We start from the raw sequence: 24,390 nt of genomic DNA on the forward strand, positions 1-24,390 counted from the left end.
GACGCTAGCCGATCAGATGTGGAATGCGTTGGAACAACAGGATGGTGAACTCGACCAGATGACCAAGCAGCAGGCTGCCCAGCGCAAACAGCGCTGCAGTCAGCGCGGCGGCCTTGGCGACAAAGGCGATGGTTGGCTCGTTGATCTGGGTGGCCGCCTGGATCACGCCGATGACCACACCGACGACCAGTACGACAAGCAGCAGCGGGCCGGCGATCCACAAGGTGGCAACCAGGCCGCCGCGGAGTTCGGTAAGGGCAAGTTCGGGACTCATGCCGGGGCAGATGCAAGAGCGGTGCCAGAGTGCTGGCGGCGGGTTTCTGGCAGGGGCGGCGGCCTTTTGTAGGAGCGGCGTAAGCCGCGAAGCTCATGGTCGACCAGATCGAATCTGTATCAACGGACAAACAATCCTGGCTTCGCGGCTTATGCCGCTCCTACAACTGCCTGCCCTGGCTTGCTGCGGTAATCCTCGCCAACCGCCTGCAATCCAGCAATGGCAAACCGATGCAGATGCGCCAGCAGGGCCTGTGATGGGCCTTGCACCATTGCCTGCAACGGGCCGGGCACGCCGCGCCCGATCACGATCAGCATCATGCAGGGTGCGGCGACGCTTAGCAGGCAGCGCAGCAGCGCTGGCTCGCTGGCCGGGATGCCGGATATCTCGCTGAGGATCTGCGCCACCGCCATCATCTTTGGCGGAACGGCTTCTTCCATCAATACCTGTAGATGGGAGGAGGGCGCCAACAGTTCGCGTGCCAGCACGCGTGGTGCCCACGCCTCGGGTTGCTGCGCGCGGTGGACCAGGCCTGCCAGCAGTTCGAACAGGCGCTGCTCGGCGCAAAGCGCGCTGCCGGCGATGCGCTGTAGGTCGTCAAGATCGAGCAGTTGCCTATGCGCTTCCAGCAGCACCGCCTGGTACAGGCCGTTGCGGCTGCCGAAGTGATAGTTGATGGAGGCCAGGTCGGCAGCGGCGGCCTGGGCGACAGCCTTGCTGGTGGTTTCGGCGAAGCCCTGCTGCGAGAACAGCTGGCCGGCCGCCTCCAGCAAACGGGCGCGGGTGGCCTCGCCATCGGTACGCGGGCCGCGGAGGGTGGTTTTCTGGGTGCTCATTGCGTGGCAAGTTTAGCGTGCTTCATCGTCCCGATCGGCACTACTTTAAATTAAATTTAATTTGAACTAGGCTGTTCGGCAGATCCAGCCCAGCTTGCGGAAGCGTCCTGATGAAGAAGCCCGTCCTTGTCGTGGTGGCCGCCGTCGCGGTGCTGAGCGCGCTGCTGCTGTGGTGGTGGAGCGGTAGAGATAAACCTGCAGGCGATGCTCTGCAGTTGCAGGGCAATGTGGACATCCGCCAAGTGTCGCTTGCCTTCGATGGCAGTGGCCGGGTGCAGAAAGTTCGGGTGGAGGAGGGTGACAAGGTCAGGGCCGGCGATGTGCTGGCGACGCTTGATATCCGCACCTTGCAACTGCAAGCCGATCAAGCCAAAGCACAGATCGAGAGCCAACGACAGACGGTGGCGCGGCTGCACAATGGCGCGCGGCCGCAGGAAGTCGTGCAGGCCAGGAGCCAGCTGGCCGCAGCGCAGGCCGATGCAGCGCGTGCGGCGCAGGACCTGCAGCGGCTGCAGGGCGTGGCCAACGCCACCAGCGGACGTGGAGTAAGCGCTCAGGAAATGGACCGCGCACGCAGTGTGGCGAAAGTGGCGGCAGCGACGGTTGAACTCCAGCAGCAGGCGTTGGTGCTGGTGCAGCAAGGGCCACGCAAGGAAGACATCGCCGCAGCCGAAGCGCAGCTGCAGGCAGCCAATGCGCAGCTGGCTTTGCTGCAACACCAGATTGCGCAAGGCCAGCTCACCGCGCCGGTGGCAGCGGTGGTGCGCTCGCGGTTGGTGGAAGTTGGCGACATGGCCGGTCCGCAACGGCCGGCCTTTGCGCTGGCGTTGACCCAGCCCAAGTGGGTACGGCTATTTGCCAGCGAGACCGAACTGGGCCGCATCCGCAGCGGGCAAGCCGCACAGGTGACCAGTGACAGCCATCCAGACAAACCGGTTGCAGGCAAGGTCGGCTTCATCTCCTCCGTGGCCGAATTCACGCCGAAATCGGTGCAGACCGAAGAACTGCGCACCAGCCTGGTCTATGAGGTGCGTGTGGTGGTCGAGGATCCGCAGGATCAGCTGCGCCTGGGCCAGCCGGTAAGCGTGCGGCTGCAGGAGGCTGCGCGCTGATGGAAGCGGCTGCTGCCACGGTAGTCGCGGTTGACCTGCGCAAGCGATTCCCGGCGGCCGGTGGCGGGCAGGTGGAGGCGCTGGCTGGGATTTCCCTGAGCGTGCGCAAGGGCGAGCTGAGCGCGCTGGTTGGACCGGATGGTGCTGGCAAGACCACCTTCCTGCGCATGGTTGCCGGCTTGCTGCCGGCCGATGCTGGTCAGCTGCAGGTGTTGGGCTATGACGTGGCAAGGCAACCACAGCAGGTGCAGGACCGTATCAGCTACATGCCGCAGCGCTTTGGCCTGTATGAAGACCTGAGCGTGCAGGAGAACCTGGATCTGTACGCAGACCTGCATGGCGTGCCTGTGGCCGAGCGCCATGCGCGCTTCGAGCGGCTGCTGCAGATGACCGACCTGGCCGCGTTCAAACAGCGCCCGGCCGGCAAATTGTCCGGCGGCATGAAACAGAAGCTCGGCCTGGCCTGCACCTTGGTGCGCTCACCGCAGCTGTTGCTGCTGGATGAGCCCAGCGTCGGCGTGGACCCGCTATCACGGCGGGAATTATGGAAGATCATCCAACAGCTGGTGCAGGAGGAACAGCTCAGCGTGCTGGTCAGCACCGCCTATATGGATGAGGCGGAGCGCTGCGAGCAGATCTTCGTGCTGCATCAAGGGCGCTTGCTGGCGCAGGGCAATCCGGCCGCGCTGACCGGCAAGGCGCAGGGTCTGACCTGGTCGGTAGCACCAGCGCCGCCGCTGCAGCCGCGTGAGCTGCAGGCGCAGCTGATCGACGATAGCCGCCACGTGCTGGATGCGGTGCCGCGTGCTGGTTCGGTGCGCTTCAGCCTGCAGCCCGGTGTAGCACCGTCGGATATCGCCAGGTTGCTGCAGGATCAATCGCCCAGCCAGCGGCCAGCTGAGTTGGAAGACGCCTTCATGATGCTGCTGCGCGCGCATGAATCGCCAGCGTCGTTGCCGGTGGCGGAGGTCGCACCGATAGCGATCCCGCAGGATGATGCGCCGGTCATCGTGGTGCGCAATCTGGTGCGTCGCTTCGGGGACTTCACCGCGGTGGCGAGCACCAGCTTCGATGTGCACCGTGGCGAGATCTTCGGCCTGCTAGGCCCGAATGGCGCTGGCAAGACCACTACGTTTCGCATGCTCTGTGGGCTGCTTCCCGCCAGCAGCGGGCATCTGGAAGTAGCCGGACTGAATCTTCGCAGCGCCCGAGCCCAGGCGCGCGCTCGCATTGGCTATGTCTCACAGAAATTCGCTCTCTATGCCAACCTGACGGTACGCGAGAACCTGGAATTCTTCGGCGGTGCCTACGGCTTGGGCGGTGCGCAGCTGCGCCAGCGCGTTGCCGACGCCATCAGCCGTTTCGACCTGCAGAGGGACGCCCGCAGTGGTGAGCTGCCGGCCGGTTACAAGCAGCGTCTGGCGATGGCAGTCGGCTTGCTGCACGCACCGGAAATCCTGTTCCTGGATGAACCGACCAGTGGCATCGATCCGCTGGCGCGGCGCGCGTTTTGGCGCACCATCACCGGGCTGGCGCAGCAGGGCGTGACCATCATCGTCACCACCCACTTCATGGAGGAGGCCGAGTACTGCGACCGCATCGCGATCCAGGACGCAGGCGAACTGCTTGCCTTGGGAACGCCGCAGCAGGTGCGTGAGCAGGCCGGTGGTGATGGCATCGACATGAATGCCGCCTTCATTGGCATAGTCGAGCAGGGCCGCGCGCAGCGCAGTGCCACTGCAGGCGGCAGGGCCGCGTGATGTCCGGCTTCCTGCCCCGCTTATGGGCGCTGGTGCGCAAGGAGACCCGGCAGATGCTGCGCGAGCGCAGCAGCCTTGCGGTCGGCCTGTTGTTGCCGGCGGCCTTGATCCTGCTGTTTGGTTACGGCTTGTCGTTCGATGTCAGCCACGCACCGGTTGCGGTGGTGCTGGATGAGCGCTCGCCGACCACACAATCGCTGGTCGCAGGGCTGCAGGGCTCGCCGTATCTGGCGCCGGTGCAGGTCCGTGACATGAGCGCCGCGGTGAACTTGATGCGGCAAGGCAAGGTTGGCGGCATCGTGCGGGTGCCAGTGGATTTCAGCCGGCGCATGGCGGATGGCAATGCGCAGGTGCAGTTGATCCTCAATGGCGTGGATGCCAATACGGCGCGCACGCTGGAAGCCTATGTGGGCGGCGCCTTGGCGACGCAGCTGCAAACCACGCTTGATCGGCAGGGCGGCAGCAGTGCGGGCGGCGGCGTCAACGTAATCCAACGCATGTGGTTCAACGAGGCAAGCACCAGTACCTGGTATCTGGTGCCGGGCCTGATCGTTCTGGTAATGACCTTGATTGGCGCCTTCCTGACCTCGTTGCTGGTCGCGCGCGAATGGGAGCGCGGCACCTTGGAAGCACTGTTCGTGACGCCGGTGCGGCCGACCGAACTGGTGCTGGCCAAGCTGTTGCCGTATCTCGGTATAGGCGCGATCAACCTGACGATCTGCCTGCTGACCGCGCGCTTTCTGTTCGAGGTGCCGATGCGTGGTTCGCTGCTGGCGATCGTGATCAGCTCGCTGCTCTATCTGACCGTGTCGCTGCTGCTGGGCTTGTTCATATCGGCGGTCACCCGCAACCAGTTCCAGGCCAGCCAGGTAGCACTGCTGACCAGTTTCATGCCGGCGATGATGCTGTCCGGCTTCGTGTTCGACCTGCGCAACATGCCAGTCGCGGTGCAGGTGATCAGCCAGCTGCTGCCGGCCACGCACTTCATGGGGCTGATCAAGTCGCTGTTCCTGACCGGTGACAACTGGCCATTGTTCCTGCAGAAATCAGCCATCCTGCTGCTGTATGCGTTGCTGCTGTTTGCCGGCACCCGCTACAAACTGCGCAAGCGGCTGGTGTAAGCATGGAAGCCATTGCCATCTATTTCCGGCGCATTGCCTTCCTGTGCAGGAAGGAACTGATCACCCTGCTGAAGGAACCTTCCAGTCGCGCCATGCTGTTCATGCCGGCGTTGATGCAGGCGTTGTTGTTTGGCTACGGCGCGACCTTCGATCTGCGTCATGTGCCGTACGCGGTGCTCGACCTCAGTGGCGGACAGGCCTCGACCGAGTTGCTGTCGCGGGTGCATGGTGCAGGCATGTTCGAGCGCGTGGCCACGCTGGATTCGTCGACGCAGATTGCAGGCTTGATCGACGCCAATGAAGCGCTGTTGGTCATCAGCATTCCTGGTGATTTCGAGCAGCGATTGGCAGCTGGGCAGAGCGCGCCGCTGCAGTTGATCATGGATGGTCGCAACTCGACCACGGCCGGTGCTGCAGCCGGCTATATCGGCGCCATCGTTGCTGATTTCAACCAGATGCGTGCTGCAGGTGCGCAGCCGGTGCAGCTGGTCACGCGCAGTTGGTACAACCCGAATCTGGAATCGCGCTGGCAGCTGATGCCGGCGTTGATCGCCGCACTGAGCATGTTGCAGACCTTGCTGATTGCAGCGCTGTCAGTGGCGCGCGAACGCGAGCAGGGCACCTTCGATCAGCTGCTGGTCACGCCGCTGACACCTATGCAGATCCTGATCGGCAAGGCCTTGCCCTCGATCCTGGTGGGGCTGGTGCAGTCCACCATCATCCTGCTGATCATCCGTTTCTGGTTCCAGATCCCAATGGCGGGCTCGGTGGGCGTGCTGTACCTGGCGCTTGCGGTGTTCACCGTCGCCTCGGTAGGTATCGGCCTGTCGATCTCGGCGGTGGCCGCCAACATGCAGCAGGCGATGCTTTACACCTTCCTGTTGATCATGCCGTTGATGCTGCTGTCCGGGCTGATGACGCCGGTGGCCAACATGCCCAAGGTGCTGCAGTTGGCGACCTACGCCAATCCGCTGCGTTTTGGCATCGATCTGGTGCGCCGGGTCTATCTGGAAGGGGCAGGCCTGCAGGAAGTGGGCTTCAACTTCATTCCCATGCTGGCGGTGGCGGCGATCACCTTGCCGTTGGCGGCGTGGTTGTTCCGTAATCGGCTTACCTAGGACGCGATCCATGTTTCCCCAAATGCGCTCACTGTTGAACGTGCCGCTGCTGCTGTCGCCGCTTGCTGCTGCCTTGATGCTCGGCGGCTGCGCGGTCGGGCCGGACTTCGTGCGTCCGGACACGGCGGCCCCTACCGACTGGACGCAATGGCGGGGCGGTGACGCGTCACTAAATGCCGACGTCGGTACGCAGGCACTGCAGCCGGAGTGGTGGACGCAGCTGTCCGACCCGACTCTGGATGAACTGCAACAACGCGCCTTGCGGGCGAGCCCGGACCTGCGCACAGCTGCCTTGCACTTCGCCCAGGCGCGGGCGCAGCGGCGCACGGTTGCCGCGCAGCGCGGTGTCGACGTGAATGCATCTGCAGGCGTCAATCGTCAGCGCCAAAGCGAGAACGGTGCTGGTACGCGCATGCTCGACATCCTCAGCAATGACAGTGACGCACTGAAACAGCTGCTGGCCGAGCCATTCAATCTGTATCAGGCCGGCTTCGATGCATCCTGGGAGCTGGATCTATGGGGCAGGGTGCGGCGCTCGATCGAAGCGGCCGATGCCGGCATGGCGCAACAGGCCGCGTTGTTGGATCTGGCAAGGCTGAGCGTCAGCAGCGAAGTGGCGCGCAGCTACGTGCAGTTGCGCGCCGCACAGCGCCAGATCCTACTGGCACACGAGGACATAGCCGCACTTGAAGAACGCTTGTCGCTGCTGCAGGCACGGGTGGACGGCGGCCTGCAGGACCATCTGGACCTGGACCGTCAGCAGGCCGATCTGGCGGCTGTGCGCGCGCGCTTGCCGGGCTTGCTGGCCGAGGAAGCCAGCAGCAGCAACCAACTCGCGCTATTGCTCGGCGAGCACCCCGGCGCATTGCGCAGCCAGCTTGCAGCGCCGGTGGTTGCCGCCAGCGACGCGCTGCCGGATCTGTCGCTGGGCCTGCCGTCGGAAATGGCGCAGCGGCGCCCGGACATACGCGCCGCGCAGGCACGCCTGCAACAGGCGACGGCCAGCGTCGGTGTTGCCCAAGCGGATCTGTATCCCAGCATCCGGCTTGGTGCCAAGTTCGGCTACGAGTCGTATTTATCCGGTGAGTTCTCGGACTGGGGCAGCCGCACCTGGTCGATCGGCCCGGTGCTGAACCTGCCACTGTTCGATCACGGTCGGCGCAAGAGTGTGGTGCAGCTGCGTGAGCTGGAACAGCAGGAAGCCGCTGTGGCCTACCAGAAGACCGTGCTGCAGGCCTGGCAGGACGTCGACAATGCCTTGAACGGTTACACCGCCGCCCAGCAGCAGCGCACGCAGCTGCGTGTGCGCGAGCAGGCCACGGCGGATGCCTACAAGATCGCCCTGGCGCGGCACGAAGCAGGCTTGATCGACTTCCTGGCGGTGCTTGATGCACGCAGAGGCTATCTGCAGACGCGGCGCTACCTGGTTGATAGCGAGGCGCTGCTGCGTAGCCAGTTCATTGCGGTCAACAAGGCCGTTGGCAATGCACCGCCATCAAACGACTGACTGAAAGTGCTGCACCAGGGCGGGCTTGGGCAGGATGGATTGGCTGCGTCCATCTGCGGCTACACTCGAACAGTTCCGCCCGCCACGGTGTCCCGACGGCCTTCCGCTGACCCAGAGTGAATTGCATGCCAGATACTTCCCGCAGGGAGCTGTTCAAAGCCGTTGCCGCTGGTGCCATGGTGGCGCCACTGTCATTGTTGGCGGAGCCGGCCGCCGCGGGTACCTGTGCGAGCACCACGCCGCGTTGGGGTCAGGGGCCGGAAGGTCAGCGCATCGCTGACCTCGGGGATGGTACCTACCTCAATCCCATCGTCGCCGGGGACCATCCAGACCCGACCATCCTCAAGGATGGTGACGACTACTACATGACCTTCTCGTCGTTCTATTCCTACCCGGGCCTGGTCATCTGGCACTCCACCGACCTGGTCAACTGGGCGCCGATCGGGCCAGCACTGCACAAGACACTCGGCGATATATGGGCTGTGGACCTGTGCAAGCATGATGGTCGTTACTTCATCTATCTGCCGGCCAATCCGACCGGATCGGGCTGGTCGATCTTCGTCATCTGGGCCGACGACATCGCCGGCCCCTGGAGCGAGCCGATCGACCTCAAGATCGACGGTTGCATAGATCCTGGTCACATCGTCGGCGAGGACGGCAAGCGCTATCTGTTCGTCAACGGTATCCGCCGTGTGCGTCTACGCGATGACGGCTTGGCCACCGATGGCACGTTGGAGCCAGCGTACAGCCCGTGGCGCTATCCGGATGACTGGATCACCGAGAACTTTGCGCCTGAAGGCCCGAAGCTGCTGCGTCATGGTGATTGGTTCTACCTGATCACTGCCGTGGGCGGAACCGCCGGCCCGGTGACCGGACACATGGTGATCGCCGCACGTTCGCGTTCCATCCACGGGCCGTGGGAGCACTGCCCGCAGAACCCGTTGGTGCGTACCCAATCAGAAGCGGAGCCATGGTGGTCCCGCGGCCATGCAACGCTGGTGGAAGGCCCTGCTGGCGATTGGTGGATGGTCTATCACGCCTACGAGAATGGCTTCCGAACGCTGGGGCGACAGACACTGCTTGAGCCCATCGAGTGGACCGATGACGGCTGGTTCCGGGCGCTGAGCGGGGATCTGTCGCGACCGCTGCGCAAGCCGGCAGGTGGCAAGGCCAGGGCGGCGGGATTCGCACTGTCGGACGACTTCTCGGGTGATCGTTTTGGCACCCAATGGGCGTTTCATAGTCCGGGGCCGGACGAGCGCCAGCGCGCACGCTATGACAAAGGCGCGCTGCGACTGAAAGCCAGCGGTGCCTCGCCCATCGACAGCTCACCACTGACCTGCGTGGTGCCTGATCGGTCCTATGAGGTTGAAGTCACCTTGTCCCCCGGCGCGGGTGCGGAAGCTGGCCTGCTGCTGTTCTACAACAACAAGGCGTTTATCGGCGTCGGTTTTGATGACAACACCATCAAGAACTTCCAATACGCCGAAGAGCTGGTGTGGGCACGTGCGCCACGCGTTGCTGGCCCAGTACGGGTGCGTTTGAACAACACCAACAACGTGGTGACCTTCCATTACTCGCATGACGGCGGCCGCAGCTGGCAGTTGCACCCAACCCGGATGGAAGTCTCCGGCCTGCACCACAATGTGTTCGGTGGATTCTTGAGCCTGAAGATAGGGATCTACGCCGCAGGAAACGGTGAAGTGGCGATCAGTGATTTCCGTTATCGGGCGCTGGGTGAGAGATCCGTGGGCCTAATTTGATCGATCAGGAACCCGGTGCAGGTCCTGCCATCAGATTCTTGTGGGAGAGGGGTAGGCAGCGAAGCTGGCGTTGCGGAATCCTCGCCAGCTTTGTCACCTGATGATGTGCGGGCTTCGCGGCTTACGCCGCTCCCACAGTCAGCGACGGCGCAGCCAGAAGTAGATCGGCAGGCCGGCCACGATCAATGCCACGCCCCACAACAGGGCCTCGCTGCCGATGCCGGCAATCGCGTACAGGCTGAAGATCAATGCGCCAGCAGCGGCGATGCGCGACGCAATGCCGCTGCCACGCCAGAGCCATGCGGCGGCGCCAGCGAGGTAGGGCAGCAGGGTGGCGGCGGTGGACAGCAGTACCGAGAATTTGAACAGGTCCACCAGCGAGCGGTTGTAGTTGCAGATCACCAGCACGGTGGCCAGCAGGCAGCTGACGATGACGCCGAAGACCGGCGCGCCGCGCTTGTTCTCGTGGGCAAAAGCGCGCGGCAGCACGCCATCGCGGGCGGCCGCCATCGGCAGCTGCGCTGCCAGCAGCGTCCAGCCATTGAGTGCGCCGACGCAGGAGATGGCCATCACCACGGCCAGCAGCATGCCGGCGGTCGGCCCCCACAAGGCGGCGGCGGCATCGGCCATCGGTGCGCTGGAACTGGCGAGCACATCGGCTGGCAGCAGGCCCAGCACGGTGGTGCAGGCCAGTACGGTCGCGATACCTGCGATGGCGGTGCCGGCGACGGTGGCACGGGCGACGGTGCGAGGTGCGTCGTCGACCGACTCGGCCGGGACCGTGGCGGCCTCGAGGCCGATCATCGCCCACAGGGTCAGCGCGACGGTGGCGGCGGCAACGCTGCCCAGCGATTCGCCGGACGGATTGAACGGCACGTAGTGGCTGGTATCCACCAGCCACAGCGCGACCAGGCCGAACATCAGCAGCGGTACTACTTTCAGGACGGTGGTTGCTAGCTGCAGGCGTCCGGCTTCGCGCACACCTATCAGGTTGACGCCTGCACACAGCCACAGCGCGACAAGACCGCAGGCCGCAGCGCGCACCGGGGTTGCGGTCAGGGCAGGAAAGATGGCGCCAATGCTGCCGGCGAAGGCGACGGCGATGGCGGCAATCGCACACCACATTGAGATCCAGTAGCTCCAGGCGACAAGAAAGCCGGGTAGCTCGCCAAAAGCGTTGCGGGCGAACACGTAGGGGCCACCGGTCTGCGGCCAGCGCTTGGCCAGCTGGGCAAAGGTCACTGCCAGCAGCAGCGCGCCGCACAAGGTGATGCCCCAGCCGATCAGGGTGGCCGCGCCATAGGGGGCGAGGGTGGCTGGCAACAGGAAGGTGCCCGAGCCGATCATGCTGCCCACAACCAGGGCGGTGGCGGACCAGAAGCCCAACGGGCGACGCGAAGTAGTCATAAATACAGCAACGGCAAAGGCTCGCGCCGGGTACAGAAGGCCCGGGAGAGCGTGAACAAGGTTGGCAGACGCCGGTGGCGACCGCAGCAGGGGACGGATTATGACGGTTTGCAGGCCAGACCGCTAAGTGAAACCTGCCGGTAATGACCTTTGGCCCTTCCGGCAGGGCACAGCAGCGCTGACGCTGGCGGCCTTGTTCCCTGTCCTGGAAACCTCCGATGACTGTTCGACCGCTCGCGCTTGCCGTCTCGTTCTCCCTGGCCACCGTGCTGGCCGCCTGTTCGCCGTCATCGCAACCAGCCGCTGGCGACAGTACTGCGCAGGCACCGCAGGCCGACAAGGCCGCGCAGCTGAACCAGCTGTACGCTGACTATTGGGAAGGCGTGCTCAAGCTGAACCCGCTGCAGGCCACCTTCCAGGGTGACAACCGCTACAACGACCAGTTGCCGGATTTCGGCTCGGCCGAGTTCCGCAAGCAAAGCCACGACTTCACCCAGGAATGGCTGGGCAAGGCCGAGAAGATCGGAGACGCGGGCCTTGCTGGGCAGGATCTGCTCAGCTACCGCATCTTCGTTGAAGACCAGAAGCAGTCGCTGGAGGGGGAGAAGTTCCCGACCTGGATGATGCCGGTCAACCAGATGGGCTCCACCGTCAGCTATGCGGTGATGCTGGGTTCGGGCCAGGTGGCGCAGCCGTTCAAGACGGTCAAGGATTACGAGAATTGGCTGGCGCGTGCCGCCCGCGTTCCGGTGTTGCTGGAAACCGAAAACGCCAACATGCGCGAAGGCATGAAGGCTGGCGTGGTGCAGCCGCGCGTGCTGATGGAAAAAGTTGTGCCGCAGTTCGATGAGATCATCACTGCCAAGGCTGAAGACAGCCAGTTCTGGGGGCCGATCAAGTTGCTGCCGGCCGATTTCTCGCAGGCCGACAAGGATCGCCTGACCGAAGCCTTCCGCAGCGTGATCAACGACAAGCTGATGCCGGCGATCAAGCAGCAGCGTGACTTCATCGCCAACGAATACCTGCCGGCCACCCGCGACACGGTTGGTCTTGACTCGTTGCCGGACGGCAAGGCGTGGTACGCCTTCAACGCCAAGCAGAGCACCACCACCGCGCAGACCCCGGAGCAGATCCACGAGATTGGCCTGAAGGAAGTGGCACGCATCCACGCTGAAATCCAGACGGTGATGACCGAGGTGGGTTTCAAGGGCTCGCTGCAGGAATTCTTCACCTTCATGCAGAAAGACAAGCAGTTCGAGTTCAAGTCCGAGCCGGAACTGCTGGAGCATTACCGCGGGCTGGAAGCCAAGATCAACGCGAACGTGCCCAAGCTGTTCTCGCTGACCCCGAAGGCCGGTTTCGAGATCCGTCCGATCGAGGCGTTCCGTGCCAAGTCGGCCGCTGGCGGCGAGTACATGCAGCCCAGCGAAGACGGCAGCCGTCCGGGCATCTTCTACGTCAACACCTACGACTTGCCGACGCGCAAGACCTGGGACGCCGAAGACCTGTTCCTGCATGAGGCGATCCCGGGCCACCACTTCCAGCTGGCATTGCAGCAGGAACTGAAGGGTGTGCCGGCGTTCCGTCGCTTCGGTGGCGAGACCGCCTTCATCGAAGGCTGGGGCCTGTATGCCGAAAGCCTTGGCAAGGACCTGGGCGTCTACACCGACCCGTATAGCTACTTCGGTCGCCTGCAGGGCGAGCTGTGGCGCGCAGTGCGTCTGGTGGTGGACACCGGCCTGCATTCCAAGGGCTGGACCCGCCAGCAGGTGCTGGACTACATGTTCGCCAATTCCTCGGTGAGCGAGCCGGATGCGGTTGCCGAAGCCGAGCGTTACATCGCCTGGCCGGGCCAGGCGCTGGCTTACAAGACCGGTGAACTGAAGATCCAGGAACTGCGCAAACGCGCGCAGGACAAGCTGGGCGCCAAGTTCGACATCCGTGAGTTCCACGCCGAAGTGCTGAAGGACGGCTCGGTGCCGCTGGACGTGCTCGACGAGAAGCTCAACGCCTGGATCGCCGAAAAGTCCAAGTAAGCGGCAAGCCGCCTACCGGTAGTGCCGAGCCATGCTCGGCATGGGCTTTCCCGGTAATGCCTCAGCCGAGCATGGCTCGGCTCTACAGGAATTGCTTGTAGGAGCGGCGTCAGCCGCGAAGCTGGCAATGATAAAACGGCAGAACGGTCCGCAATCAGTTGATTGCGGGCTACAACGACATTGCCGGCAAAGCCCCAGCCGAGCATGGCTCGGCTCTACAGTTGGGCTACGTAGTGTTCCAGCGGTAGGCGCTAGCTCTGCCATGTTGCTGTGCCACAGTGCACGGTAACCACTTGAGCCCGCTGGCGGTCTATTCGCGGGCGTTCCTCGTTTACCTATCGCGTACCGCTGATGACTTTTATCGTATCGCTGCTGCTGCCGTTGTTGGCCATCCTGTTCTGGTGGCCGGTCCATCCCTTGTCCAAGCTGCAACGCCGGTGGCGGACCGGCATCAGTGTGGCGCTTGCACTGATCGGCTTGAGTTTCGCCACCTTGTGGCGGCTGGATATCTTCAGTTACACGATCGAAGCCTGGATCCAGCTGGTATTCGGTTGGGTGCTGGTGATGTTCATGCTGGTGTTGGTGTTCGTACTGCTGCGCGAAGCTGGATGGCTGCTGTCACGACTGCTGCCGCGCGCATCACGCGTCGCAACGCTGTGGCACGGCGTCGGCTTCAATCAAGGCGCAGCAGCGGTGATCGTGCTGCTCGCAACGCTGGGCATCTACAACGGCCTCAAGCCACCGCAAGTACACGAGCGTGAGCTGGTCGTGCCGCATCTGCCCAAGGAAATGGACGGCCTGCGCGTTGCGGTATTGGCTGACCTGCATATCAGCCCGGTCAAGCGCACCTGGCGCACGCAGCGCATCGTCGATGCAACCCTGGCGGTCAAACCCGACATGATCGTGTTGCCCGGCGACATGGCCGACGGTGGTCTGGAGGACAGCGGACGTTTCGCCGCGCCGCTGGCGCAGCTCAAGGCGCCTTACGGCGTCTGGTTGGCACCGGGCAACCATGAGTATTACTACGACTACAGCGCGTGGATGGCGCATTTCCGGCAGATGGGCCTGGGGGTGCTGGAGAACCAGACCGCACTGCTGAACATCAATGGTCGCAGGCTGGCGGTTTCCGGCATCGGGGACCTCGCGGCGCTGAAGCCCAGCTCGTACATGCACGGTGGGATGGCACCGGACATGCAGGCTGTCGTGGATGGTGGCAGGGGCGGCGAAGTCCATATATTGCTGGCCCACCAGCCAAAGCAGGCGCGCGCGGCCGCTGCAACCGGCGCGATCGACCTGCAGATTTCCGGGCATACCCATGGCGGACACATGCTGGGATTCGACCGCTGGGTGGTAGCTCCGTTCAACCACGGGTTTGTCCGGGGTGAATACCGGGTGCGAGAGATGGCCTTGTTCGTCAGTAGCGGCGTGGGCCAATGGGACGGCTTCACCGCGCGCCTGGGCGTGCCTTCGAGCATCGATGTGCTGGTGCTGCGCAGTCCGGCCAGGTAACCACCGGACTTGTGGGAGCGGCGTAAGCCGCGAAGCTGGCGGTGCTCAGCCTCTTGGCATTTTTGTCATCTGATGATGTGCGTGCTTCGCGGCTTACGCCGCTCCCGCAAGAAGCAGGGTTGGATGGGAGTTTGGTCAGGTATCGAGGTCTGCTTCGCTGCCTTCAGTGCTTTTGCGCTTGTCGGGCATCAGTTTCGGTAGCGTGCTCACGACCGCCAATGCCGCAAGCGTGGTGATGAAAGCCACCATTTCCATGCCCATGCCGGCGGCCATGCCGATGGCGGCCGTCATCCAGATGCCGGCGGCGGTGGTCAGGCCCTGGATGCGTTCTTCGTTGTCGAGCTTGAGAATGGCGCCAGCGCCGAGGAAGCCGATACCGGAGACGATGCCCTGCATCACCCGGGTCACATCGGCGCCGGAAATGCCCATCTGCAAGGGCGTCAGTACGAACAAAGCCGAACCCGCCGAGACCAGGATATGGGTCTTCAGGCCGGCTGCGCGCCCTTTGCGCTCCCGCTCCAGGCCGAGCAACCCGCCGAGCACGATGGCGGTAGCCAGCCGCGAGACGATGACGGTCATTGTGCCGACATCGGGAAGGGCAAACTCGGCGGCCAGTGCCTGGCCGATTTCTGCGGCGATGCTCATGCGATGGCGTCCTTTGTTGCTGGCGTGATCGGTGGGCGGGCTTTGAAGGCTGATCGTGCGTTGGTTTTCCTTTACCGGCGGTGATGCCGAGGATACAAAAACGGCCCCGTCAGGGGCCGTCGTGGTGCGGATTGCAGCTCAGACGATCAAAGCGCGATCTGGTCGAAGCGTTCGACCCGGGTGTGGCCGTGGGTGGCCTCGCCGGTGCGCGGTTGCGGGTAATCGCTGAGGCGGTCGACCAGCACCGTCTGCAGGCCGGCCTCGCGCGCGGCGTCCAGTTCTTCGACAACGTCGGACAGGAACAGGATCTCGGCCGGGTCGATGTTGATGGCCTTGGCGATGTGCGCATAGCTGGGCGCCTCGCGCTTGCCGCCGACTTCGGTGTCGAAGTTGCCTGAGAACAAACTGTTCAAGTCGCCGGCGTCGCTGAAGCCGAAGAACAGCTTCTGCGCCGGCACCGAACCGGAGGAATACACGTACAGCGGCAGGCCGCTGGCGTGCCAGCCGCGCAGTACATCGGCCACTTCCGGGTAAAGGTGGGCGGTGTAGTTGCCGTTGCGGTAGCCCACGTCCCAGAGCATGCCCTGCAGCGCCTTGAGTGCGGTGTGCTTGCGGTCCTGGTCGATCCAACCCTGCAGGGTTTCGACGATGACCTCATCCTGGCAGGCGCTGGCGGAGATCTCGGTGGCGACCGCGTCCAGCCACTGGCGGACCTGCGGTTCATTGCCGTGTGCCTGGACGAAACCGGGCAGGGCGTTGCGGGCATACGGGAACAGCACTTCCTTGACGAAGGAGATGCTGGAGGTGGTGCCCTCGATGTCGGTGAGGATGGCTTTGATGGTCATGCTTTGGAGTCCTGCGCGCTGCGTTGGCGGCACGCGCGTTGTGCGGTTGGGTTGAGGCTTGAACAGCGTGGAGCTGCCCTCACCCCAACCCCTCTCCCGCGAGCGGGAGAGGGGCTTGAGCATAGAGCGGGCTCAGCTCGGCTTATGCCGCGCTGGGCTGGTAGCGGGGGAAGCGCTGGGCGATGTCGGTGCCGGTGAAGTGGCCGACCCAGCCGTCCGGCTCGGTGAAGAAGCGGATGGCGGCGAAGCTGGGCTCTTCACCCATGTCAAACCAATGGTTGACGCTGTCGGGCACCGCGATCAGATCATCTTTGACGCACTCCACTTCATAGACCTTGTCACCCACGTGCAGGGTGAACAGGCCGGAGCCGGCGACGAAGAAACGCACTTCGTCTTCCTTGTGGTAATGCTCGTCGAGGAACTTCTTGCGGATCTCGGCGCGGGCCGGGTTGTCCGGGGCGATCGAGGCCACGTCCACGCTCTTGAAACCGTGCTCGGCAACCAGACGATCAATGTCCTCGCGGTAGGCGGCGAACACCTCTTCCTGGCTGGCGCCGGGGGTAACCGGGTGCTTGGCTTGCCAGCGTTCGAAGGTGACGCCGATCTTGTTCAGTTCGGCGGCGATGACGGCGCCGTCGCGGCTGTCGAACAGCGGTGCGTCCGGGGCGGTTTCATTGAAAATGCGCAGTCGGCTCATGGGGGACTCGACGTAGTAGAAAGAAGGATCAGGCGTGGCCGCGCAGGCGGCGCAGTTCCAGTTCGCAATGCAACAGGAACTCGAACGCCTCCAGATGGCGACGGGCTTCGGCCATGTCGCGGCCCCAGGCATACAGGCCATGGCCGTCGATCAGATAGCCCCACATCGGCCCCTTGTCGAGTTCGGCCTCGACCTGGGCGGCCAGCACGTCCATGTCCTGGGTGTTGGGGAACACCTTCAGGTCGACGGCGGTCTCGTGGGTGGTGTTGCCATGCAGGGCCTTGAGCAGCTCATAGCCCTCCAGGCGGATATGGCCGTTGCTGCCGTACAGGCGCGAGGCAATAGTCTGCACCGGCGAATGGGTATGCAGCACGCAACCGATTTCCGGGAAACGGGCGTAGAGCTGGGTGTGCAACTGGGTTTCAGCGGACGGGCGCAGCGGGCGGCCCACGGCCTTGCCGTCGAAATCCACCACCATGATGTCGCTTTCGATCAGCCGCCCCTTGTCCTTGCCGGACACGGTGATGGCCGCATGCTGGTCGTCCAGCCGGTGCGAGAAGTTGCTGCTGGTGGCAGGTGTCCAGCCGGCGTGGGCCAGCTCGCGGATGTTGTCGATCAGCAGCTGGGCCAGTTCGCTCAGTCGCTGGGCGTCGTAGGGGACAGTAGGCGCGTTCATGGGGCCCATTCTACTAAGAACGCCCGCAGGTTCATGCATGTATCCGGATGGAACTGATGCCGGCATGGAATATGGGAGGGTTCCGGTGGCGCGGGGCTTTGCGAGGAGGCCTATCCAGGTAATGAAAAAGCCCGGGATCGCTCCCGGGCTTCAGTTTCGTTCAGCGCTGACAACTCAGCCGTTCTTGGCCTTGTTTGCCGCATTGAGCTTGCTGTGGCGTACGCCATACAGGAAATAGATGATGAAGCCGGTTGCGGTCCACACACCCATCAGCATCCAGTTGTGCAGGGTCATCGCGGTCAGCAGGGCAATGCAGCTGAGCACACCCAGGCTGCAGATCAACCAGGCCATCGGGATGCGGAACGGGCGCGGCAGGTCCGGCTGAGTGCGGCGCAGGACCAGCACGCCGGCGCAGACTGCGGCAAAGGCTATCAGCGTGCCCATCGAGGTCAGTTCACCGAGGATGTCCAGCGGGAACAATGCCGCCAGCAGGGCGATGCCAATACCGGTGATCACGGTATTGATGTGCGGGGTGCGGTACTTGGGGTGGATCTTGGTGAATACCGGCGGCAGCAGGCCGTCGCGGCCCATGATCATGAAGATGCGCGGTTGGCCGATCACCATCACCAACACCACTGACGCCAGGCCGATCAGCGCGCCGACTTCGACGATGATGCGCAACCAGTCCAGCTGCGGGTGCGCGGCAACGGCGGTGACCACCGGCTCGGCCGTGCCCAGCAGCTGATAAGGCACCAGACCGGTCATCACCGCAGCCATGGCGATGTACAACACGGTGCAGATCACCAGCGACAGCAGCATGCCGATTGGCAGATCGCGCTGCGGGCGGTGCGATTCCTGCGCCGCCACCGAGACCGCTTCAAAGCCGATATAGGCGAAGAACACCATCGCCGCGCCACGCAGCACGCCTTCAAAGCCGTACTTGCCAGGGCCTTCGTTGGCCGGAATGAATGGGGTCCAGTTGCTGGTGTCCACGTACTTCCAGCCAGCGATGATCACCAGCAGGATCAGGCCGGTCTTGAGCACCACCATGGCCATGTTCATTGCCGAGGACTTGCTGATGCCGACGTAGCACAGCCAGGTCAGCAGCAGCACCAGGATCGCTGCTGGGATGTTGGCGATGGCGCCGGTCGGCTTGAGCTGGGCGTCCAGTGGCGCACTGACCAGCGCGGCCGGCAGGTGGATGTCGAAATGGTTGAGGAAGCTGAGGAAGTAACCCGTCCAGCTGACCGCCACCGCTGAAGCAGAGACACCGTACTCCAGCACCAGCATCCAGCCGATGAACCAGGCCGACAGCTCGCCGAAGGTTGCGTAGGTATAGGTGTAGGCACTGCCGGAGACCGGCACCATCGAGGCGAACTCGGCATAGGCCAGTGCACAGAAGGCGCAGCAGATGGCTGCAAGCACGAAGGACAGCATGATCGCCGGACCGGCGTGGTTGGCTGCGGCCTGGCCGGTGATGACGAAGATGCCGCCGCCGATCACCGCGCCGATGCCCAGCGCAGTCAGCCCCCAGGGGCCGAGGGTGCGGCGCAGGCTCAGGCCATTGGCTTCCTCATGTGCGGCGTGCGGATGTTTGGTGGCCCAGAGTTGCTTGAACATGTTTCGGGTCTTCGCTCATCGGTGCGCGGCGGGCGCGCAAAAGAAAACCGGCGCGCAGGGCGCCGGTCAGGGTATGGATCAGGCGCGCTTGTTCAGCTTGCTGTTGCGGATGCCGTAGCCGAAATAGATGAACAGGCCAAGCACGGTCCAGCCGACGAACAGGTGCCAATGCACCACGAAGGCCTGCATGAACAAGGCCAGGCAGGCCAGTGCACCCAGTGGGCAGATCAACCATGCGGCCGGTACCTTGAACGGACGCACGATGTCCGGCTTGGTACGACGCAGCACCAGCACGCCGATGCAGACCGTGGCGAAGGCCAGCAGGGTGCCCATCGAGACCAGTTCGCCGAGCACGTTCAGCGGTACCAGCCCGGCCAGCGCGGCTGCCAGAACGCCGACCACGATGGTGCTGATGTAGGGAGTGCGGAAGCGAGGGTGCACCTTACCGAACATCTTCGGCAGCAGGCCGTCGCGTGAGATGGTGTAGGCGATGCGCGACTGCCCCATCATCATCACCAGCACCACAGAAGACAGGCCGGCGATGGCACCGATCTCGACTGCGGTCTTCAGCCAGGACAGGCTGGGATAGGCTTCCAGCGCGGTGGCTACCGGCTTGTCGGTACCCAGCAGGTTGTACGGCAACATGCCGGTCAGGACTGCGCAGACCACGATGTAGACCAGGGTGCAGACGGCCAGTGAACCGAGCAGGCCGATCGGCATGTTCTTCTGCGGGTCCTTGGTCTCGCCGGCGGCGGTCGAAACGGCGTCGAAGCCGATATACGCAAAGAACACGATGGTGGCCGCGCGGAACACGCCGCTCCAGCCGAACTCGCCGAAGGTGCCGGTGTTCTGCGGGATGAACGGCTGCCAGTTGGCCGGGTCGATGTACTGGATGCCAAAGCCGACGAACAGGCAGATCACGGTGATCTTGATCGCGACGATCACCGCGTTGACGAGGGTGGACTGGGTAACGCCGACGTAGAGCAGGCCAGTGATGGCGGCCACGATCAGCACGGCAGGCAGGTTGAACAGCTTGCCGGAGTTGACGAACTCGCTGCCGGTCCAGGCCAGCGGCGCCGCCGACAAGGCGTCGGGGAAGGGCATGTGCAACGTGGTGGTGATGAAGCTGATCAGGTAGGCCGACCAACCGACCGCCACCGAGGCCGAGGCGAACAGGTATTCCAGTACCAGACACCAGCCGATGAACCAGGCCATGCCTTCGCCCAGCGTGGCGTAGGAATAGGAGTAGGCGCTGCCGGAAACCGGCATCATCGCCGCGAACTCGGCATAACACAGGCCGGCCAGCGCGCAGGCGATGCCGGCGAAGACGAAGGACAGCATCACCGCCGGTCCGGCGTGGTTGGCCGCGGCCTGGCCGGTAAGCACGAAGATGCCGGCGCCGATCACCGCACCGATGCCGAGCAGGATCAGATGCTTGGCGGTGAGGGTCCGCTTGAGCGTGGCTTCGCCTTGCAGGCTGCCTTCGATCGGCTCACCGGCATCGACATGTGCGGCCGGTTCGACCGGTTTGACCCTCAACAGTGTTTTAAGCATTCCGCAAATTCCCGAGCTGTGTATTGGCCCGAACGCGCTGGGGCGACGGGGCCGGTTGTATGGCGACGCAAGCTGAACGGTCGGCAACTGCTCTACCTTGCCAAAGCTAGCGAAACTCGACAAGCGCAACTGCAACATCGACAGCGATAATGACCGCCGGATTGAAATGTTGGGATGTGCTTACAGTCATGCTTGGACAGGATCAGCAGTTGCGACAGGCATTTGAGGGCTATTCCCGACGGCATCCGGAGCATGAGGGGGTGGCGCGGGAATTCCTGACCCTGCTTGATGAAGGCGGGGTGGATCCATTCACCCGCGAGCGGCTGGCTGGGCATTTCACAGGTAGCGCTTGGCTGGTCAGCTCTGATGGCCAGCGCGCGTTGCTCACCCATCATCGCAAGCTGCAACGCTGGTTACAGTTGGGTGGGCATGCCGATGGCGACCACGACCTGACCGCGGTAGCGCTGCGCGAGGCCGAAGAGGAGTCCGGTCTGCCTGGTTTGACGCTGGCTTCGGCCGATATTTTTGATCTGGACCGGCACTGGATTCCTGAGCGCAAGGATGTTCCTGGTCATTGGCACTATGACGTGCGCTATGTGGTCGTCGCCGGTAGCAATGAGGCGTTCGTGGTCAGTGAGGAATCGCTGGAGCTGGCATGGCGGCCGGTGGCCGAGATCGCCAGCGACGAAGATGAATCGATGCGGCGGATGGCACGCCGCTGGCTGCAGAGATAGCTGCGACGCGCAGCGATGCTGCACTGGGGCATTGCCGGGAGGGTAGGTTGATTGCCGGAAAGGCGCATTGGTAGAGCCGAGCCATGCTCGGCTGGAGCATTACCAGGAAAGCCTCTGCCGAGCATGGCTCGGCACTACAGCTCCCTCCCTTTCGCGTAGCGAAGGGGAGGGTTGGGGAGGGGTTGGTTTTGACTTTGCTAGGACCGCCTCTGCCGAGCATGGCTCGGCACTACGTGGCGCTGCGGCGCGCAGCCAACTAGCCCCTCTCCCGCTTGCGGGAGAGGGGTTGGGGTGAGGGCGGCTCTATCAATACAGGATTCGGGTACGCAGCGTGCCTTGGATCGTGGCCAGCTCTTCGCGGATCGCAGCAGCCTGTTCTTCGCTGGCGGTGATGTCGATCACCACGTAGCCGACCTTGGGGTCGGTGCGCAGGAACTGGCCGTCGATGTTGAGGTTGTGGCGCGAGAAGATCTCGTTGATCTTGGACAGCACGCCCGGCACGTTGCGGTGGATGTGCAGCAGGCGCAGGCTCTGCTCGTGCTCCGGCAGGGTCACTTCCGGGAAGTTGACCGCAGACAGGGTCGAGCCGTTGTCGCTGTAACGCACCAGCTTGGCGGCCACTTCCACGCCGATGTTCTCCTGCGCTTCCAGCGTGGAGCCGCCGACGTGCGGGGTCAGGATCACGTTGTCATGCGCGGTCAACGGCGATTCGAACAGATCGCCATTGCCCTTGGGCTCGACCGGGAACACGTCCACCGCAGCGCCGCCGAGGTGGCCCGAGGCCAATGCCGCGTCCAGTGCGTCGATATCGACCACGGTGCCGCGCGCTGCATTGATCAGGTGCGCACCCTTCTTCATCTTGCCCAGCTGCTCAGCGCCCATCATCCACTGCGTGGAGGCGTTCTCCGGCACGTGCAGGGTGACCACGTCCGAACGCTTCAACAGGTCATCCAGGCTGATCGCCGGATGCGCGTTGCCCAGTGACAACTTGGTCTCGATGTCGTGGAAGATCACGTGCATGCCCAGCGCTTCGGCCAGCACGCCAACCTGGGTGCCGATGTGGCCGTAGCCGATGATGCCCAGCGTCTTGCCGCGCACTTCGTGGCTGCCGGCGGCCGACTTCGACCAGCCGCCGCGGTGGCACTCGGCGTTCTTCTGCGGAATGCCGCGGGTCAGCATGATCGCCTCGGCAATCACCAGCTCGGCGACCGAGCGGGTGTTGGAGTAGGGTGCGTTGAACACCGGAATGCCGGCCAGTTCGGCCGCTTCCAGGTCGACCTGGTTGGTGCCGATGCAGAAGCAGCCGACCGCGATCAGGCGCTTGGCTTCGGCCAGCACCTCGGCGCTTAGATGGGTGCGTGAGCGGATGCCGACGATGTGGGCTTCGGCGATGCGCGCCTTCAGTTCGTCCTCGGGCAGCGACTTGCTGTGCAGCTCGATCTGCGAGTAACCGGCCGCCTTGAAGACGTCCACGGCGGTCTGGCTGACCCCCTCAAGCAACAAAACGCGGATGTCCTGCTTCGGAAACGAGGTCTTCTTGGGCGACATGTCGTGAACGGCGGCGTAAAGGGGTAGGCCGCCAACTATGCCAGAACCCGCAGGCTTTTGTGCGCTGCGCAATGCGGCAAAGCCTTGATGGCAAAAGGTTTCAGATGAAATCCAGGGCGCAGGGCCGATGCTGGCAGTGTGACTGGACGGCGCGCGGCGCGGCTGTCACGCTTGGCGGCTTTCACGTCGCCGAAACACCGCCATGACCGATCCGCGCCTGGAATCCCTGTTGCAGTCCTGCCCCGACCTGCGTTTGAAGACCGAGCCGGGCGATCTGGAGCATTACGGACGCGACTGGACCCGACGCTGGACGCCGGCCCCGTTGGCCATCGCCTTGCCGGGCAACGTCGAAGAAGTACAGGCGGTGGTGCGCTGGGCCAATCAGCACAATGTGGCCGTGGTGCCGTCCGGTGGTCGAACCGGCCTGTCCGGTGGTGCGGTTGCGGCCAACGGCGAGCTGGTGCTGAGCCTGGAGCGCATGAACAAGCCGCTGGGCTTTGACGCGGTGGATCGCACCTTGGTGGTGCAGGCCGGCATGCCGCTGGAAGCGGTGCACAACACCGCCAAGGAACATGGGCTGATCTACCCGGTGGATTTCGCCGCGCGTGGCTCGTGTTCGATCGGCGGCAATATCGCCACCAATGCTGGCGGTATCCGCGTGATCCGTTACGGCAACACCCGCGAGTGGATCGCCGGGCTCAAGGTAGTTGCCGGTAATGGTGAACTGCTGGAACTCAACAAGGGCTTGATCAAGAATTCCAGCGGCTACGACTTCCGCCAGCTGATGATCGGCTCGGAAGGCACGCTAGGCATCGTGGTCGAAGCGACCTTGAAGCTGACCGATCCGCCGCCGACCACCAATGTGATGGTATTGGCGCTGCCGTCGTTTGAAGTATTGATGCAGGTGTTTTCCGCATTCCGCGAGCGCCTGCAGCTGGAGGCCTTCGAGTTCTTCACCGATCTGGCGGTCAAGCACGTCACCGCGCATGGCGCGCAGTATCCGTTCGAGGAGATTCACCCGTATTACGTGGTGACCGAATACGCCTCGGCCGATGAGGCTGGCGAAGCCGCCGCGCTGGCGGCGTTCGAGCACTGCATGGAACAGGGCTGGGTGCTGGATGGCGTGATCAGCACCAGTGAGGCACAGGCACAGCAGCTGTGGCGTCTGCGCGAAGGCATCACTGAATCGGTGGCGCGCTACAAGCCGTACAAGAACGACGTGTCGGTGCGGATCTCGGCGATGCCAGCCTTCCTGGCCGAAACCCAGGCGCTGATCAATGGCGCCTATCCACACTTTGAAGTGGTGTGGTTCGGCCATATCGGCGACGGCAACCTGCACATCAATGTGCTCAAGCCCGATGACACCAGTGACGCCGAGTTCCTCAGCCAGTGCGAGCATGTGACCAAGCTGTTGGCGCAGGTGCTGTTGCGGTTTGATGGCAGCATCTCGGCCGAACACGGTATTGGCCTGGTCAAGAAGGCCTATCTCTCCAGCACCCGTAGCGAGGCCGAAGTCGCGTTGATGCGCGTGGTCAAGCGCGCGTTCGATCCGAACTGGTTGTTGAATCCGGGCAAGCTGTTCGATCAGTAATCGCGCAGCTGGCCGCGCGAACTCCCGGAAGGAGCAA

At 63.7% G+C, this 24,390-nt stretch carries 20 protein-coding genes; 10 read left to right on the forward strand and 10 right to left on the reverse strand.

The annotated features are described in order from the left end of the window. Positions 1–4: 4 nt before the first annotated feature. Together ACVOLZ_RS00465 and ACVOLZ_RS00470 are read right to left on the reverse strand one after the other, a co-directional pair. Positions 5–274, reverse strand: a complete 270-nt coding sequence (locus ACVOLZ_RS00465) for a flagellar biosynthetic protein FliQ (protein WP_481511224.1) — start codon at positions 272–274, stop codon at positions 5–7. 149 nt (positions 275–423) lie between these two features. Next, the gene (locus ACVOLZ_RS00470; protein WP_481514656.1) at positions 424–1,110 is read right to left on the reverse strand and encodes a TetR/AcrR family transcriptional regulator; all 687 of its coding nucleotides are present in this window, start codon (positions 1,108–1,110) and stop codon (positions 424–426) included. A gap of 110 nt (positions 1,111–1,220) precedes the next feature. Here ACVOLZ_RS00470 and ACVOLZ_RS00475 point away from each other — a divergent pair, with 110 nt between their 5' ends. From ACVOLZ_RS00475 to ACVOLZ_RS00500, 6 genes are all read left to right on the forward strand, one after another. Then, a complete protein-coding gene (locus tag ACVOLZ_RS00475; RefSeq protein WP_481514657.1) occupies positions 1,221–2,222 on the forward strand; it encodes an HlyD family secretion protein in 1,002 nt (333 codons plus the stop codon). Then, complete coding sequence (locus tag ACVOLZ_RS00480) at positions 2,222–3,982, forward strand: ATP-binding cassette domain-containing protein (RefSeq protein WP_481514658.1); 1,761 nt, start codon at positions 2,222–2,224, stop codon at positions 3,980–3,982. The genes ACVOLZ_RS00475 and ACVOLZ_RS00480 overlap by 1 nt, the downstream gene beginning before the upstream one ends. Further along, positions 3,982–5,103, forward strand: a complete 1,122-nt coding sequence (locus ACVOLZ_RS00485) for an ABC transporter permease (RefSeq protein ID WP_481514659.1) — start codon at positions 3,982–3,984, stop codon at positions 5,101–5,103. The genes ACVOLZ_RS00480 and ACVOLZ_RS00485 overlap by 1 nt, the downstream gene beginning before the upstream one ends. A 2-nt stretch (positions 5,104–5,105) precedes the next feature. Further along, entirely contained in the window at positions 5,106–6,221 is a 1,116-nt protein-coding gene (locus ACVOLZ_RS00490) for an ABC transporter permease (protein ID WP_481514660.1), read from the forward strand. Between the two features lie 10 nt (positions 6,222–6,231). Then, a complete protein-coding gene (locus tag ACVOLZ_RS00495; RefSeq protein WP_481514661.1) occupies positions 6,232–7,728 on the forward strand; it encodes an efflux transporter outer membrane subunit in 1,497 nt (498 codons plus the stop codon). A gap of 125 nt (positions 7,729–7,853) precedes the next feature. Next, positions 7,854–9,491, forward strand: a complete 1,638-nt coding sequence (locus ACVOLZ_RS00500; RefSeq protein ID WP_481514662.1) for a family 43 glycosylhydrolase — start codon at positions 7,854–7,856, stop codon at positions 9,489–9,491. 138 nt (positions 9,492–9,629) lie between these two features. On the opposite strand, the gene ACVOLZ_RS00505 is transcribed toward ACVOLZ_RS00500, so the two are convergent. Then, positions 9,630–10,898, reverse strand: a complete 1,269-nt coding sequence (locus ACVOLZ_RS00505; protein WP_481514663.1) for an amino acid permease — start codon at positions 10,896–10,898, stop codon at positions 9,630–9,632. Positions 10,899–11,116: 218 nt separating this feature from the next. Here ACVOLZ_RS00505 and ACVOLZ_RS00510 point away from each other — a divergent pair, with 218 nt between their 5' ends. Further along, the gene (locus ACVOLZ_RS00510) at positions 11,117–12,934 is read left to right on the forward strand and encodes a DUF885 domain-containing protein (RefSeq protein WP_481514664.1); all 1,818 of its coding nucleotides are present in this window, start codon (positions 11,117–11,119) and stop codon (positions 12,932–12,934) included. Positions 12,935–13,285: 351 nt separating this feature from the next. After that, positions 13,286–14,443, forward strand: a complete 1,158-nt coding sequence (locus ACVOLZ_RS00515; RefSeq protein WP_481514665.1) for a metallophosphoesterase — start codon at positions 13,286–13,288, stop codon at positions 14,441–14,443. Positions 14,444–14,578: 135 nt separating this feature from the next. Here the strand turns inward: ACVOLZ_RS00515 and ACVOLZ_RS00520 are convergent, their stop codons facing one another. From ACVOLZ_RS00520 to ACVOLZ_RS00545, 6 genes are all read right to left on the reverse strand, one after another. After that, complete coding sequence (locus ACVOLZ_RS00520) at positions 14,579–15,088, reverse strand: MgtC/SapB family protein (protein WP_481514666.1); 510 nt, start codon at positions 15,086–15,088, stop codon at positions 14,579–14,581. 146 nt (positions 15,089–15,234) lie between these two features. Continuing rightward, on the reverse strand, positions 15,235–15,933 hold the full coding sequence (gene mtnC / locus ACVOLZ_RS00525) for an acireductone synthase (RefSeq protein WP_481514667.1): 699 nt from the start codon (positions 15,931–15,933) through the stop codon (positions 15,235–15,237). Positions 15,934–16,075: 142 nt separating this feature from the next. Continuing rightward, entirely contained in the window at positions 16,076–16,630 is a 555-nt protein-coding gene (locus tag ACVOLZ_RS00530) for a 1,2-dihydroxy-3-keto-5-methylthiopentene dioxygenase (RefSeq protein ID WP_481514668.1), read from the reverse strand. Between the two features lie 28 nt (positions 16,631–16,658). Next, positions 16,659–17,306: a methylthioribulose 1-phosphate dehydratase gene (locus tag ACVOLZ_RS00535; RefSeq protein ID WP_481514669.1), complete on the reverse strand. Its 648-nt coding sequence runs from the start codon at positions 17,304–17,306 to the stop codon at positions 16,659–16,661. 174 nt (positions 17,307–17,480) lie between these two features. Further along, positions 17,481–18,926, reverse strand: coding sequence for an amino acid permease (locus tag ACVOLZ_RS00540; protein WP_481514670.1), 1,446 nt, complete (start codon positions 18,924–18,926; stop codon positions 17,481–17,483). Positions 18,927–19,004: 78 nt separating this feature from the next. Beyond that, positions 19,005–20,480, reverse strand: coding sequence for an amino acid permease (locus ACVOLZ_RS00545; RefSeq protein ID WP_481514671.1), 1,476 nt, complete (start codon positions 20,478–20,480; stop codon positions 19,005–19,007). A 188-nt stretch (positions 20,481–20,668) separates the two neighbouring features. On the opposite strand from ACVOLZ_RS00545, the gene ACVOLZ_RS00550 reads away from it, so the two are divergent. Next, positions 20,669–21,214, forward strand: coding sequence for an NUDIX hydrolase (locus ACVOLZ_RS00550; RefSeq protein ID WP_481514672.1), 546 nt, complete (start codon positions 20,669–20,671; stop codon positions 21,212–21,214). 306 nt (positions 21,215–21,520) lie between these two features. Here ACVOLZ_RS00550 and serA read toward each other — a convergent pair whose 3' ends face one another. Then, positions 21,521–22,762: a phosphoglycerate dehydrogenase gene (gene serA, locus ACVOLZ_RS00555; RefSeq protein ID WP_481514673.1), complete on the reverse strand. Its 1,242-nt coding sequence runs from the start codon at positions 22,760–22,762 to the stop codon at positions 21,521–21,523. A 202-nt stretch (positions 22,763–22,964) separates the two neighbouring features. On the opposite strand from serA, the gene ACVOLZ_RS00560 reads away from it, so the two are divergent. Next, positions 22,965–24,353 carry an FAD-binding oxidoreductase gene (locus ACVOLZ_RS00560; RefSeq protein WP_481514674.1) on the forward strand — a complete coding sequence of 463 codons (1,389 nt, stop codon included), beginning with the start codon at positions 22,965–22,967 and terminating at the stop codon, positions 24,351–24,353. Positions 24,354–24,390: the final 37 nt, after the last annotated feature.

The sequence above is a fragment of the Stenotrophomonas sp. STEN020 genome (assembly GCF_056760195.1).